Annotated in this window: 15 protein-coding genes; 1 reads left to right on the top strand and 14 read right to left on the bottom strand. The window is 44.1% G+C overall.

Features of this window, described 5'->3' with window-relative positions:
* Positions 1-77: 77 nt before the first annotated feature.
* Both FERRO_RS10725 and FERRO_RS08010 read right to left on the bottom strand, forming a co-directional pair.
* Complete coding sequence (locus FERRO_RS10725; RefSeq protein ID WP_446718623.1) at positions 78-203, bottom strand: MBL fold metallo-hydrolase RNA specificity domain-containing protein; 126 nt, start codon at positions 201-203, stop codon at positions 78-80.
* Between the two features lie 175 nt (positions 204-378).
* Positions 379-1,626 carry a putative Na+/H+ antiporter gene (locus tag FERRO_RS08010; RefSeq protein WP_160318123.1) on the bottom strand — a complete coding sequence of 416 codons (1,248 nt, stop codon included), beginning with the start codon at positions 1,624-1,626 and terminating at the stop codon, positions 379-381.
* 375 nt (positions 1,627-2,001) lie between these two features.
* Between FERRO_RS08010 and FERRO_RS10215 the strand changes: the two genes are divergently transcribed.
* Positions 2,002-2,169 (top strand): hypothetical protein, encoded by a 168-nt coding sequence (locus tag FERRO_RS10215; RefSeq protein WP_160318122.1) that lies wholly within the window; start codon positions 2,002-2,004, stop codon positions 2,167-2,169.
* Positions 2,170-2,607: 438 nt separating this feature from the next.
* On the opposite strand, the gene cysM is transcribed toward FERRO_RS10215, so the two are convergent.
* The 12 genes from cysM to FERRO_RS07950 all read right to left on the bottom strand — a co-directional run bounded on the left by cysM (position 2,608) and on the right by FERRO_RS07950 (position 14,145).
* Entirely contained in the window at positions 2,608-3,495 is an 888-nt protein-coding gene (gene cysM / locus FERRO_RS08005; protein ID WP_056930340.1) for a cysteine synthase CysM, read from the bottom strand.
* A gap of 4 nt (positions 3,496-3,499) precedes the next feature.
* Positions 3,500-4,510 carry an ADP-glyceromanno-heptose 6-epimerase gene (rfaD, locus tag FERRO_RS08000; RefSeq protein WP_056930339.1) on the bottom strand — a complete coding sequence of 337 codons (1,011 nt, stop codon included), beginning with the start codon at positions 4,508-4,510 and terminating at the stop codon, positions 3,500-3,502.
* A 9-nt stretch (positions 4,511-4,519) separates the two neighbouring features.
* Positions 4,520-5,476 (bottom strand): D-glycero-beta-D-manno-heptose-7-phosphate kinase, encoded by a 957-nt coding sequence (rfaE1, locus tag FERRO_RS07995; protein WP_056930338.1) that lies wholly within the window; start codon positions 5,474-5,476, stop codon positions 4,520-4,522.
* A complete protein-coding gene (locus FERRO_RS07990) occupies positions 5,476-6,798 on the bottom strand; it encodes a UDP-glucose dehydrogenase family protein (RefSeq protein ID WP_056930337.1) in 1,323 nt (440 codons plus the stop codon). Before FERRO_RS07990 ends, rfaE1 begins: the two co-directional genes overlap by 1 nt.
* A gap of 4 nt (positions 6,799-6,802) precedes the next feature.
* Positions 6,803-7,519: an orotidine-5'-phosphate decarboxylase gene (gene pyrF / locus FERRO_RS07985; protein WP_056930336.1), complete on the bottom strand. Its 717-nt coding sequence runs from the start codon at positions 7,517-7,519 to the stop codon at positions 6,803-6,805.
* On the bottom strand, positions 7,519-8,721 hold the full coding sequence (lapB, locus tag FERRO_RS07980) for a lipopolysaccharide assembly protein LapB (RefSeq protein WP_204374806.1): 1,203 nt from the start codon (positions 8,719-8,721) through the stop codon (positions 7,519-7,521). Before lapB ends, pyrF begins: the two co-directional genes overlap by 1 nt.
* A gap of 23 nt (positions 8,722-8,744) precedes the next feature.
* Positions 8,745-9,065, bottom strand: a complete 321-nt coding sequence (locus FERRO_RS07975; RefSeq protein WP_082601246.1) for a LapA family protein — start codon at positions 9,063-9,065, stop codon at positions 8,745-8,747.
* A 67-nt stretch (positions 9,066-9,132) separates the two neighbouring features.
* Entirely contained in the window at positions 9,133-9,435 is a 303-nt protein-coding gene (locus tag FERRO_RS07970; RefSeq protein WP_056930335.1) for an integration host factor subunit beta, read from the bottom strand.
* An 8-nt stretch (positions 9,436-9,443) separates the two neighbouring features.
* Complete coding sequence (rpsA, locus tag FERRO_RS07965) at positions 9,444-11,159, bottom strand: 30S ribosomal protein S1 (protein ID WP_056930334.1); 1,716 nt, start codon at positions 11,157-11,159, stop codon at positions 9,444-9,446.
* A 131-nt stretch (positions 11,160-11,290) separates the two neighbouring features.
* Complete coding sequence (cmk, locus tag FERRO_RS07960) at positions 11,291-11,947, bottom strand: (d)CMP kinase (protein WP_056930333.1); 657 nt, start codon at positions 11,945-11,947, stop codon at positions 11,291-11,293.
* A complete protein-coding gene (gene aroA / locus FERRO_RS07955) occupies positions 11,944-13,248 on the bottom strand; it encodes a 3-phosphoshikimate 1-carboxyvinyltransferase (RefSeq protein WP_056930332.1) in 1,305 nt (434 codons plus the stop codon). The genes cmk and aroA overlap by 4 nt, the downstream gene beginning before the upstream one ends.
* An 18-nt stretch (positions 13,249-13,266) precedes the next feature.
* Entirely contained in the window at positions 13,267-14,145 is an 879-nt protein-coding gene (locus FERRO_RS07950; RefSeq protein ID WP_056930331.1) for a prephenate dehydrogenase, read from the bottom strand.
* Between the last annotated feature and the right edge of the window lie 2 nt (positions 14,146-14,147).

Raw genomic sequence — 14,147 nt, 5'->3', positions numbered from 1 at the left:
GATAATTGAACCACTTGGTGTTTTACCGATATCTCAACATGGCCACTCATGAGCTTGGTAAAACTTTGCATAAATGCCTAATCACCGTCAACTAAAACAGTAAGTTTTATATTCTGTATAGAGTTATGCCAATTAATCATCTTACCTCGATCGGCATAAGCTGAGAAATCATTAATCATATGAATACTAGCTCTAACTGGGATATCCCCATTAAAATCATTGGGATATCAACTAAAAATTTCCGTATTTGTGATGGCCATAGGTGAATCTTAATATAATTACACAGTGGACGGCAGTCTGATTTAATAGTAATGAACTGCTTGAGTTCTTTTTAAAGCAAAAGTTGGAATAATGACATTACCACCGTGCTGTAACGTTTTAAATCATCAATCCCAATAAAGTGATTAGGGTTGGTACAAGAGCAGACTTGAATAGTTCCTTTGCAAGAATTCTGTGATGGACAAAATAAGGCTTTAAGAATTTACCTGCAATAGGGTTAGGAGCATTAGCAATGAGAGTTAGGCCACCACCGGCGATTGCTCCCTTAACCAAAGCTAGTTTAAAGTTTTCTGGGGGATTAGGGAGCAGTGTCCCAAGGTAGGTGAGCGCGGCATTATCTGTAACCGCGGTAATGAGAGCTGAGCCCACATACACTTGATAGTATTTCATTGACGAGATGATTGGGCTAAGCCATCCGCTCTGTTTAGATTCAATCACGATTAAACTCGCTAAAAACAATCCTACTAAGGCGGATTCTTTAAGAAGTAATGGTGTTTGATGAATGGAAAAAAATTGTGTGAAAGCAATAAAGAGAACTAATAATCCTAAAAAGATTAACGGTGAATGACTAAACACCATAATTACTACTATAAAGAGAATATGAGTCAGTACAATGAATGGGTTCACCGCACGAGCTGTTAAGGAAAATGAATACTTAATCTGATCGATTTCCTTAAAAAATAATCCTAACCCCACTAAGGTATTAAGACAAACAATAAATAGAATATTGAGAGCAAAATGAGAGAACATAAAAGACAAATTCCATTGCCAAGCTTCAGCCACCATTAAAATAGGTGGTGCGGCAAAGGGAGTGAGGGCCCCACCTATTGAAATATTAACCAATAATATTGCTAAGATGGCGTATTTGAGTTTTTCTGAGTGAATTTTTGAAAAAATCGTTTGTTTTAATAATAGTACAGCCACCGTCATGGCAGCGGGCTCGGTGATAAAGGAGCCCAGTAGTGGCAGTACCGTTAAGGTTATACAAAAAATCGTGATAGCAGGCTTAAAAGGAAGTTTTTTTACAGCGCCAATGAGGAAATTCTCAATAACAATTAAAATGGGCTGTGTGCCAGCCACTGTCATAATAGCAATGATGAAAAGTGCCTCAGTAAAATGTAGTGATTCAATATAGTCAATTAAGCTCGAAGTACCTTCTTTAAAAAAAATAATACAACACAATATGACGGCCCATAGAGGGAAAATTATTTCAATTTCTGTGAGAGCGTGGAGTAGTCTTTTTTGTCGAGGAAAGAACTTCTCTAAGAGAAGAAAATAAGAAGCCAATAGGCTATGTAAGAGGGTGAGTACTAAAACCGTCAGGTAAAGCCAATTAGATGAATTCATATTTCTAAAATTGTTAATGATATGAGAAATCAGCATGTAATGAAATTCTGGGTCATTGGATTAAAAAACTCTTGGGTGGAGAAATAGATTAGAATAAATGCATCATCTCAATTAGTTATAAAAAATAGGTACTCGTTTAAACTTGACCTGACCGAACACTGGTAAAAGGTGGGATGACTCGGTTTGATACCATTATCGAACCTTTATTGAATGCAGCGCCTGAGCGAAAAGGGGCTAGGCTATGAATAGTGTTCAACAAAACCATTAAAAAAACAAGCTTAGCTTGTTGAATGTACCTGCTGAACGGGGTAATGGATTACGTGACAACAAAAGTAACAGGCTTCTTAAGATGATGGAGTATTGAGGCCTTGATTAATGCCAATTGTAAAAAAGCCTCATTTAAGGAATCGCGTTGAGAAAGCTGAGGCCTCTGAAATGACTTTTGCTTTCTCGCTTCTCGCTGTTAGCGTATGGTATGCCTCCCGTGAACTGTGTCAAGGAGAAGTCTTTATTTCTTCATCAGTGGTCAGGTCAGTATGGTGACGACATGATAGGGGCCACTCTATAACAAACAGCTAAGCCCATTAGAACAACATGCGGCGCAAATTGATGAGATATTCATACCAGCCACAGTTCAAACTCTGAAGGAAAAGCCAGATGAGGAGGTACCCATAGTACAGAACCAGCTTGGGGAAGTATTTGTTTACTAATAGCTCTAGGTACGGAATCTTGCGCTACAGTTGAACCCCGTGATTGATGTGGGGATTATCAAACCCCCTCTCACCAAAGTTTTTCAAAGTCCGCTGCAGACAAAATGATAAACGCACTGAAGCGATTTCAGCTGATGTAAATTATTGGCTGAGTTATAACCGTCACGTTAGAATAAAAGTGCCTTAAATAACGCGATTTAAACTGACAGTAAACGCTTTAAATCAGGTAACGGTTAGGTCTATTGGCGAGTTTAGTATAATTAAGTACTCACTAAGCAGGATACACACCCGTTGAGAGATAACGATCTCCTCTGTCACAAACAATATGGACAATGGTAGCTCCCTCCACTTGTTTGGAAATCTGGAGAGCGGCCCAGCAACCGCCACCGGAAGAAACCCCAGCAAAAATACCCTCCTTCTCGGCTAAATCACGCATAGTACTCTCAGCATCTTGCTGACTCACTTCAAGAATCTGATCCACTCTAGTTTCATCAAAGATTTTAGGTAAATAGGCTTGCGGCCATTTTCTGATACCCGGTACATTAGCTCCCTCTGCGGGATGAACGCCAATAATTTGTATGTGAGGATTTTTTTCTTTTAAATAGCGCGATACTCCCATGATAGTGCCAGTGGTGCCCATGGTCGCCACGAAGTGCGTGACTCTGCCCGCTGTGGCCTGCCAAATTTCAGGACCTGTGGTGTGATAGTGAGCCAGAGGATTATCGGGGTTGTTGAATTGATCTAGAATACGCCCCTCCCCTCTTTCAGCCATGGTATTAGCCAAATCCCGCGCTCCTTCCATCCCACTTTCCTTGGACACTAAAATAATTTCGGCGCCATAGGCCTTCATGCTCTGTCGACGTTCGATACTCAAATGCTCGGGCATGATCAAAATCATTCGATAACCCCGTATGGAGGCTGCCAGAGCAAGCGCGATTCCAGTATTGCCACTGGTGGCCTCAATTAAAGTGTCTCCAGGCTTTATCTCGCCCCGCAATTCTGCGCCTAATATCATAGACAAGGCCGGACGATCCTTAACAGAACCTGCGGGGTTATTGCCCTCAAGTTTTGCTAACAGTTGATTAGTGGTGTGACCTTGTAAATGTTTTAAGGGCACTAAGGGGGTATCACCAATACATTGCTCAATGGTTTTGATCATTGTTTTAGTCTTTAATTAAAGCGCCACGACGGGTGGCTACATAATGGGCTGCTCCCTCGTTTACATCTAAAAACTCTTGGTGATAGCCCGCGGCTCTCAGGCTTGTAATATTCGCTTCAGTAAAGCTTTGATATTTGCCCTTTAGTGCCTCGGGAAACGGTATATATTGGATGAAGTTTCTGTCACACATTTCAGTTAAGGTGATTTCATCTTCCCCTTCAGTAGCACGAATAGCGTTTAAGGTAGCCACTGCCATATCATTAAACGTACGGCTGACGCCAGTACCAACATTAAAAATACCTGATACCTCAGGATGCTCAAGGAACCAGAGGTTCACTTTTACCACATCTTCAATGGAGATAAAATCACGACGTTGTTCGCCATTCGCGTATCCATCACAACCTTCAAAGAGCTTAATAAATCCCTGTTCCACATACTGGTTATAAAAATGATAAGCAACAGAAGCCATGCGCCCCTTGTGCTGTTCACGCGGTCCATAAACATTAAAATATCGTAACCCTACACAAGGCGCTGTTAAGCCGGTTTGTTGGACGTGACTTCTAAAATATTGATCAAAGGCGAGTTTTGAATAACCGTACACATTTAAGGGTGCTTCACAGGAGGGGTCTTCTTTAAAGGTGGTGTTACCACCGTAAACAGCAGCGGAGGAGGCATAAATCAAGGGGATTTCACGTTCTTGACAATACTGAAAAAGCTTGGTGGTATATCTAAAATTATTATCCATCATATAGCGACCGTTGTGCTCCATGGTGTCAGAACAAGCGCCTTGATGAAGTACTGCTCGCACATTGCGCTGCAGTGAATCTGACTCAATGAGCTGAATAAATTCACGCTTATCTAAATAGTCAGCAATGACGCAATCCGTTAAATTAAAAAACTTATCAGCTCGCTCAAGATTATCCACCGCCAAAATATGGGTGATGCCATGTTCATTTAAGGTCTTGATAATATTTGAACCGATTAATCCTGCAGCCCCTGTCACAATAATCACAATAAAATGTCCTTACAATGTTTGAGAAACAACCTGACATAACTCATCGGCACTGACCACAGCCGTACCCAGTTTACCCACCACCACACCTGCTGCAAGATTAGCTAATTTTACGGCATCTTGCATATCATAGCCCGCAGCCATGGCTACTCCCAATGTGGCAATTACAGTATCTCCTGCGCCAGAGACATCATAGACCTCTTTAGCCTGGGTGGGCTCATGAAAAATTTGCTCATCTTGATAAAGCGTCATGCCTTCCTCTGAGCGTGTTACGAGTAACGCTGTTAAGGCAAGTTTATTTTTTAATTGTTGTGCTTTTTGAGTGAGTTCAGCCTCATTCGCCCAGGATCCTGACACTTCTTTAAACTCAGAACGATTAGGAGTGAGCAGACTCGCTCCGCGATAGCCCGCATAATCATCGCCCTTTGGATCCACTAAAACAGGCATGCCTCGCTGATTGCATAGGGCAATCATGCTCTCAATGTGTTTCAGCCCCCCCTTACCATAATCCGACAGAATCACCAGATCCATCTGATCTAATAAATTCGTAAAGTCGGTTAATTTAGCTAACAGTGTTTCATCTCTGGGGGGCGTCTCAAAATCAATACGCAGCAATTGTTGCTGACGACCAATCACCCGCAGTTTCACTGTGGTGTCAATGTTCCCATCACGATGAAGTTTGGTATTCACTCCCTCAAGGCGTAAGAGTTCTTGTAAACGCGTTCCAGCTTCATCGTCTCCTGTCACCGATAACAAAGTGCAATGAGCCCCTAAGGCCTTAACTCCCCTCGCCACATTGGCAGCGCCACCCGGGCGCTCTTCACTCTTACTCACCAATACCACGGGAACTGGTGCCTCAGGGGAGATACGACTCACTTCACCAAACCAATAGCGGTCTAGCATCACATCACCCACCACTAAAATTCTTGGGCGTGAAAAACGGTTTTTCAGATGATTTATATCAATCATTATAAGCGTCCAATGCCTGAGTAATGAAGCCCTGCTGCCCTCACCTGTTGCGGATCATAAATATTACGACCATCAAAAATATAAGGCTGCTTGAGTAGGCGTTTTATTTCAATAAAATCAGGACTTCTGAACTCTTTCCACTCCGTGAGAATCAGTAAGGCATCCGCATTATTTAAGGCCTCCTCTGGCGAGTGACTAAAGGCGACGCGAGGTTCGTGGGAGTAAAGATGGGTCGCCTCACTAATAGCTACAGGGTCATAGGCCGCCACGCTCGCCCCCAATTCAATGAGACCATCAATCACCACCCTGGAAGGAGCTTCACGCATGTCATCGGTGTTTGGTTTAAAGGCTAAACCCCATAGTGCAAAATGTCTACCGGTGAGATCTGTGCCAAAAACAGTGGTGATTTTTTCCAATAACACTGTTTTTTGTCGAGCATTCACTGCTTCAACGGCGTTGAGGATTTTTAAATCTAAGGTACTTTCACTGGCGGTTTTCATGAGGGCTTTCACATCCTTCGGAAAACATGACCCGCCGTAGCCAATGCCTGGATATAAAAATTGATAACCAATTCTGGGATCAGATCCGATGCCTTGACGCACCCGTTCAATATCTGCCCCCAAGCGCTCGGCAAGAAGTGCCAACTCATTCATAAAGGAAATTCGTGTGGCCAGCATGGCGTTGGCCGCGTACTTGGTGAGCTCTGCTGATTTTACATCCATCAGTATCAAACGTTCATGGTTGCGCTGAAAAGGAGCGTACAGGTTCCGCATGACTTCAATGGCATGGGCATCCTCAGCGCCCACCACAATCCTATCAGGGCGCATAAAATCCTCAATGGCGGCTCCCTCCTTTAAAAACTCAGGGTTAGACACCACACTAAAGGGGATATTGACCCCACGCCTCGTTAACTCCTCTATTATGGCCCGCTTTACTTTATCAGCCGTACCTACCGGTACCGTGGATTTATCTACGATCACTTTGGAATGATGCATATACTGGCCAATATTATGCGCGGCGGCTAATACATGTTTTAAATCAGCAGATCCATCTTCATCGGGGGGAGTTCCCACGGCAATGAATTGTACTTCACCATAATCCACGCTCTCATTCACATTAGTAGTGAAATTCAGTCGGCCCGCTGCCACATTGCGTTTGACCATCTCCTCTAAGCCAGGCTCATAAATTGGAATACCACCATTTTTAAGAGTCGTAATTTTTTCAGGGTTTAAATCGAGACACAATACATGGTTGCCCACGTCAGCCAAGCAAGCTCCGCTGACTAAGCCCACATAACCTGTTCCAATGATTGAGATGCGCATAATTTTAAAGTGTGTTTAAGGTTGAGTAAATGGATTGTAATGTCAGAATAGGATCTTTACTCTGGGTAATGGGCCGACCAATTACCAAATAGTTAGAACCCAATTGAATGGCGTCCTTGGGTGTGACAACTCGTACTTGATCGTCTTGGGCACTGGCATCTAAGCGGATACCTGGCGTTACCAATAAAAACTCCCGACCCAATTGAGCTCTTAACAGTGAAGCCTCCCGAGCTGAACACACCACCCCGTCTAGCCCTGACCTTTGTGTTAAGGTCGCTAAGCGTAATACCTGCTGCTCCAAGGATTCTTTCATGCCAAGTTGCAGTAAATCCTCCTGCGACAGACTGGTTAACACTGTCACAGCAATGAGTTTTGGTCGTGAAGTTGAATAGCTTTCGAGACTATTGAGGGCTTTTTCCATCATGGTAACACCACCCGAGGCGTGTACATTGATCATCCACACCCCTAAATCCGCCGCTGCCCGGCAGGCAGCTGCCACGGTATTGGGGATATCATGAAATTTTAAATCCAAAAAGACATCAAAACCTAAGTTCACTATTTTTTTAACAAACCCAGGACCTGCGAGGGTAAAGAGCTCCTTCCCCACTTTTAAGCGGCATAGGGTGGGGTCGCACTGGGCCACAAAATTGAGCGCGTCACTCTCTTTGGCGTAATCCAAAGCAACTATGATCGATTTTTGGTGATTAGAATTACTGGTCATTACATGCTCAATTTGGTGTGTGATTGATTGTCACTGTCACTGTCACTGTTTCGCTTAGGAGGATAAGTATCCCATCCAGCGCAGGCAGGACAATGCCAGAAATAAGTTTTTGCCTTAAAGCCACAGGTGTGACATTGATAGTAAGAGGTTTTAACATTGTGCTGATGCACTAAGTCTCTGATTAACTGCAAATCTGATCTCAACTCTGGGGCCACTGTCACTAACTGGGCTTCCAGGTATTTGTCTAGGGAACCCAAGGAGGGATTACGAGTAAACTCTTCCTTAATACTCTGATAGGCCACTTCTCCACCACGGCTCTCAAGTAAGCTTTTAAATAAGGTAGACAGTAAATCCAGAGTCGGAAAACGCTCCACCCAACCGCGCAGTAACAGAATAGCTTCATCTAATCGATTTAACTGCTTCATGGTTTCCATGAAGGAATCCGCAATAAGGAATAAGTAATCAGGGGATTGCTGTTCAATGTACAACCAGTATTCCACTGCTTTCTCAAACTCTCCATTTTGCTTAGCCCATTGACCTTGAATAATATAGGCACGCACGCATTTTTTATTCCAAAGAAGAGCTTCTTCTAATTGCTTTTTAGCAGCCTCGAAATTAGAGCGGCTATATTCTATTAAAGCTAATTCACAATAAAAGTGGGCAATCTCTTTACTGCCCATATCACTGTTGTTCCCACCCAGTTCTTGTGCGGTATCAATGGCCTTTAACCATTCTTTTTCTGTGACATATATATCTAACAAGGAGCGAATAGCGACATCGCTTAAGGCAGTTTTTTTGAGTTCAATAAACAAAGCTTCCGCCCGATCATAGAAGCCTGCTTTTAAATAGTCCTCAGCGAGTTCATGCAATGCTTGTGTTGTTTGTTGTGGCGTCAAGTCAGAGCGATCCAGCAGACTTTGATGCATTTTAGTGGCTCGATCTACCTCGCCCCGACGGCGAAACAAGCCCCCTAGAGCAAACTGCAATTCCACACTTTGTTGATCCGTTTGCGCCACCTCGATAAAGGACTCAATGGCCTTATCGGTTTGCTCGTTTAACAGAAAATTTAAACCCTTAAAATAAGAGGCTGGTAGCGCCCTCGACTCTGACAGTAAATGTCTAATATCTACTCTAGCGGCTAGCCATCCTAAACCAAAAAAAACAGGAATAACCAATAGCCAATATGCTTGAAAATCCATCATAATTAATTTAATGCCATTAAAGTTCAAACCACATCAATATGCGCTGCGGTGGATACATCACGAAGGGGTTTGGGTTGACTGGCTAATTCCATGGATTTTTCTAATTGATTAAACTCACGGCGTAAATGTTGCAACTCGCGGCGTTGTTTGAATAAACTTCCTGTGGCAACTAATAATCCCACACTTACCCCCACAATAAAGAAAATCAGCAGAAAGACAATAAGGGGTTCATGCCACTGATAATTAAGGAAGTATTTCAGCGTTACCGGTTCCACATTTTTAACCGCAAAACCCAATAGTAAAATGAAGACTACAATGCGGACAATCCACTTAATATAGAACATGATGTTTTCCCTATTTTTCTCTATTTTAAAATAAAAACGGGTGTTTAACACCCGTTTTTATTTTGCTTTAGAGACTTTTCCCATCACTCTTAGAGAAGTCCACTCGGTCACGGAGCTCCTTGCCAGGTTTAAAGTGAGGCACGTGCTTTTCTGGCACCAACACTTTTTCTCCTGTTTTAGGATTTCTGCCCTGTCTGGGTGGTCGATGGTTCAATCCAAAACTACCAAAACCACGAATTTCAATCCGCTCCCCTGCAACCAAAGATTGACTCATGGCATCTAGGATCGTCTTAACGGCCAATTCAGTATCCTTTGTCACCAATTGGCTGTATTTCAAAGACAACAGATCTATTAACTCAGATTTAGTCATGTTAAGGATTAACCCTCTGAGGATTGGTTTTCAAGTTTGGCTTTCAACAAAGCTCCCAAACTGGTGGTTCCGGCATTAGCAGGATTATCAGCGGTCACACGTTGCATAGCGGCACTCTCATCCACAGCATCCTTAGCTTTGATCGACAAATTAATGTTTCTATTTTTGCGATCTACATTAAGAATGACGGCTTCAACAGCATCCCCTTCACTGAAATGTGCTTTAGCATCTTCCACTCGCTCACGGGAAATTTCAGAGGCACGCAAATATCCTTCGATATCATCACCTAAATCAATCACCACACCCTTAGCATCCACTGACTTTACAGTTCCTTTAACAATCGCACCCTTATCATTGACGGCAGTGAAATTAGAGAAAGGATCGCCTGAGAGCTGTTTAACGCCGAGAGAGATTCTTTCTCTCTCTACGTCGATAGCGAGAATAATAGCTTCTACTTCATCACCCTTCTTGTAGTTGTGCACAGCCTCTTCGCCTGTTTGACTCCAGGATAAATCAGATAAGTGAACTAAACCATCAATACCACCGGGCAAGCCAATGAACACGCCAAAGTCTGTAATGGACTTAATTTGACCTTTAACATGGTCATTCTTGTTGTGGGTGGCAGCAAACTCTTCCCAAGGATTGGTACGGCATTGTTTCATACCAAGTGAAATGCGACGACGTTCTTCATCAATTTCAAGAATCATCACTTCCACTTCATCACCTAATTGAACCACTTTTGAGGGATGAACATTTTTGTTGGTCCAGTCCATTTCAGATACGTGAACTAAACCTTCAATACCTGGTTCGATTTCAACAAAGGCACCGTAGTCAGTGAGATTGGTGACTTTACCAAATAAGCGGGTTTTCTCAGGATAACGACGTGCTAAGCCGACCCATGGATCATCACCTAATTGTTTGAGGCCCAAGGATACGCGGTTTTTATCTTGATCATATTTTAAGACTTTGGCTTCCACCTCATCGCCTACATTAAGTACTTCTGAGGGATGTTTAACACGACGCCAGGCTAAGTCGGTAATGTGTAGCAAACCATCAATTCCACCTAAATCAACGAATGCACCGTAATCGGTGATGTTTTTAACTACACCTTTCACTACAGAACCCTCTTTTAGATTCTCAAGAAGATTCTCACGATCAGCACCTTGGGAAGCTTCCATTACCGCGCGACGGGAAACTACCACGTTATTGCGTTTGCGATCGAGTTTGATCACTTTGAATTCCATCTCCTTGCCTTCAAAGGGAGAGGTATCTTTAATTGGGCGCACATCCACTAAGGAGCCCGGTAAAAAGGCTCTGATGCCATTAACCATCACGGTGAGACCACCCTTCACCTTGCCGCTGACCATACCGGTCACTAAGGTGCCCTTGGTCATGGCGTCGTCCAAATCAAGCCAAGCGGCTAGACGTTTGGCCTTTTCACGGGAGAGTTTAGTGGAACCATAGCCGTCTTCTAGTGTGTCAATGGCTACTTTAACGAAGTCACCTACAACAACTTCCAAAGCACCACGATCATCTTTGAATTCTTCTATGGGAATTAAACTTTCTGATTTCAAACCTGCATTAACAATAACAAAATTGCCGTCAATGCCGACCACTTCAGCGGTGATCACTTCACCGATGCGCATTTCCTGATGGGAGAGACTTTCCTCAAACAAGCTTGCGAAACTTTCAGTTGTAGAGGTTTGTAGATGGGTTGTATTCATGAAAAACAATTACCTATTTTATATCACCCGCCGCGTAACGGGGTCAGTTAAATAAAACAGTTGATAGATATATATTACAACAACTCACCACGCGCTGAGTTGTTCCAGCTCATCAACTGCTTCCAAAAAAATCACTGAATACTGTCATGGAACCAGTGCAATACCTGACTCACCGATTCTTCAATACTTAGTGCAGTGGTATCAAGATAGTGGGCATCTGCCAATTGAATGAGAGGTGACTCTGTCCTCGTCTGATCGCGCCGATCACGCTCAATAATATCCTGCAAAAGGTTCATTATGTTAGCAGATATTCCCTTATTGATCAACTGGTTATATCGTCTCTGGGCTCTAACCTCCGGGCTCGCCGTCAAATAAACCTTGAGTATGGCCTCTGGAAACACCACAGAACCCATATCGCGGCCATCGGCTACGAGTCCAGGCGGTCGACAAAACCCCCGCTGTAGAGACAGTAATGCTTCACGTACCAATTTTAAGGAAGCTACTTTTGAAGCCAATTGTCCACACTCTTCACTGCGAATAGCTTCGGAGACCAAGTGGTTATCAACATATACCTCATGGTGTTTAAATTCAATAAACAGGGATTGAAGCATGGCGTTTAGGCGAGATTCCTCTAACTCACTAATACCCCGTTGTTTAGCGCAATAGGCTGTAATGCGGTAGAGCGCGCCGCTATCAAGATAATAAAAGCCAAGCTGTTCTGCTACAGCTTTAGCCACAGTCCCCTTGCCGGAGGCTGAAGGTCCGTCGATCGCTATAACCGCAATCATGTGAGACGAATATTAAGGCCTGCGGCTTTGGCTAATTCATCAAAGCCGGGAAAGGAAGTCGCCACATTTTGACAATCTACAATGGTGATCTCTCCTTGCGCCCGCAAAGCTGCCATAGCGAAGCTCATAGCAATTCTGTGGTCTCCATGACTCTGAATGACGCCACCATGATACATCCCCCCCTCAATAACCATGCCGTCCATGGTTGGCATAGCGTTGACGCCTAGTGCCAGTAATCCATCGGCCATCACCTGAATACGGTCGCTCTCCTTCACTCTTAACTCCTTGGCGCCGGACAATAGGGTGGTGCCGGTGGCATTGGCTGCTGCAATAAAAATTGCGGGGAACTCATCAATAGCTAAACTCACCAATCTCTCTGGAATATAAATCCCCTTTAATGGCGCGTATTTCACCCGAATATCCGCCACTCTCTCCCCACCCACGCTGGATTCATTCTCAAAAGTTAAATCAGCACCCATTAAGCGCAATATTTCAATGACGCCAGATCGAGTTGGATTAATGCCCACGTGCCTAAGAAGGAGATTAGAGCCAGGTGCGATACTAGCCCCCACCATAAAAAAGGTGGCTGAGGAAATATCTCCGGGAACATGGATGGTGGTAGCTTTTAATTGGGCGCTACCCTCCACAGAAATACTTTTTCCATTAACCACAGGAGGACAGCCAAAGGCTTCTAACATTTTTTCTGTATGATCACGGGTGATCTCAGGCTCAATCACCGTGGTCACTCCCCTGGCATAAAGACCTGCTAAAAGTATAGCGGACTTCACCTGGGCACTCGCCATGGGCAGTGTGTAGTCAATAGCCTGTAACGATGAGCTGGCATGGATCCTCAAAGGAGGCCGGCCCTCACTCTCGGTGTCAATATTGGCGCCCATCAGGCTTAAGGGATTAGCCACCCTTGCCATGGGTCTTTTTAATAGAGTTTCATCACCCGTTAAGGTGACGGCGAAGTCTTGCCCCGCTAAAAGCCCAGCGAGGAGTCTCATGGTGGTACCGGAGTTACCGCAATCAATCACCTCTTTGGGAGGTTTTAAACCATATTTCCCTACTCCATGAATGACCACTTTGCCATCTATAGGACCCTCTATAGGAACGCCCATGGCCCTAAAAGCATTCATGGTGGACAGAGCATCCTCGCCCTCTAAAAAACCATTAACATAGGTGGTGCCCTCGGCGATGGCTCCGAACATGATGCTGCGATGGGAGATGGATTTATCCCCAGGAACCTCTATCTCGCCCGTTAATACACCACCTGGTAATACATGATAAGTAATACTCATAACACTCTCATAATACGGTTAATCAGACCAGTCGCGCCGTGCATCTCGGGCGATTTTAAAAAAATTTTCAATGGCTTCACCATCTTGAGATTCAAGTGAATCTTGAAAATAGCGCAGTAAATCTTGATAGCGCAATAATTCCAACAATAATGTCTCTCTGTTAGCGAGCGCAATATCCTTCCACATCTCTGGACTGCTCCCCGCGATTCGGGTGAAATCTCGAAAGCCACTTGCGGCAAAATGAAAAAAAGTTTCCGCATCAATGCGCGTAGCAATATCATAAACCAAGGTGTAACTCAGAATATGTGGCAAGTGGCTCACCACCCCAAACACACTGTCATGGCGATTGACCGTCATCAATTCGATACGGGCTCCACAGGCCTGCCAGCAACGACGAATAATCTCGAAGGGCAGTGGATCCGTAAAGTCTGTCTCCACCATAACCACGGATTTTTGATTAAATAAATCTTTGCGTGCCGCTCTCACCCCACTGTTCTCGGCTCCAGCAATGGGGTGCACTGGCACAAAACGATTAACAGCTGCACCTAAGATTTTTTTAGCCACCTCAATGACATTCCCCTTGGTGCTACCCACATCAGTAATAATGGCGGTGGCACTAATCACTTTGGCTATTTCACTTAATACCGTTTCCATTTGCCCCACGGGAACAGCCAGTTGAATCACATCAGCTTCTTTTACCGCCGCAGCAAGGGAGTGCACTGCACTATCAATGACCCCAAGCTGCTTTGCAGCCGCCAGATTCACCTCGTCTTTATCGTAACCCACAATGGTGATATCTCGGGAGGCTTCACGCATTGCAAGAGCAAAGGATCCACCAATTAAGCCAACACCAATAATGGCGATTCGGCGCGGATGAGTTTGATAGGGATCGGCCATAA

It is taken from the genome of Ferrovum sp. JA12, assembly GCF_001431705.1.
In the GTDB taxonomy this organism is placed as follows: Bacteria; Pseudomonadota; Gammaproteobacteria; order Burkholderiales; family Ferrovaceae; genus PN-J185.
Note: the sequence above shows the minus strand (reverse complement) of the source record. Positions and strands in the feature narration are given on the sequence as shown.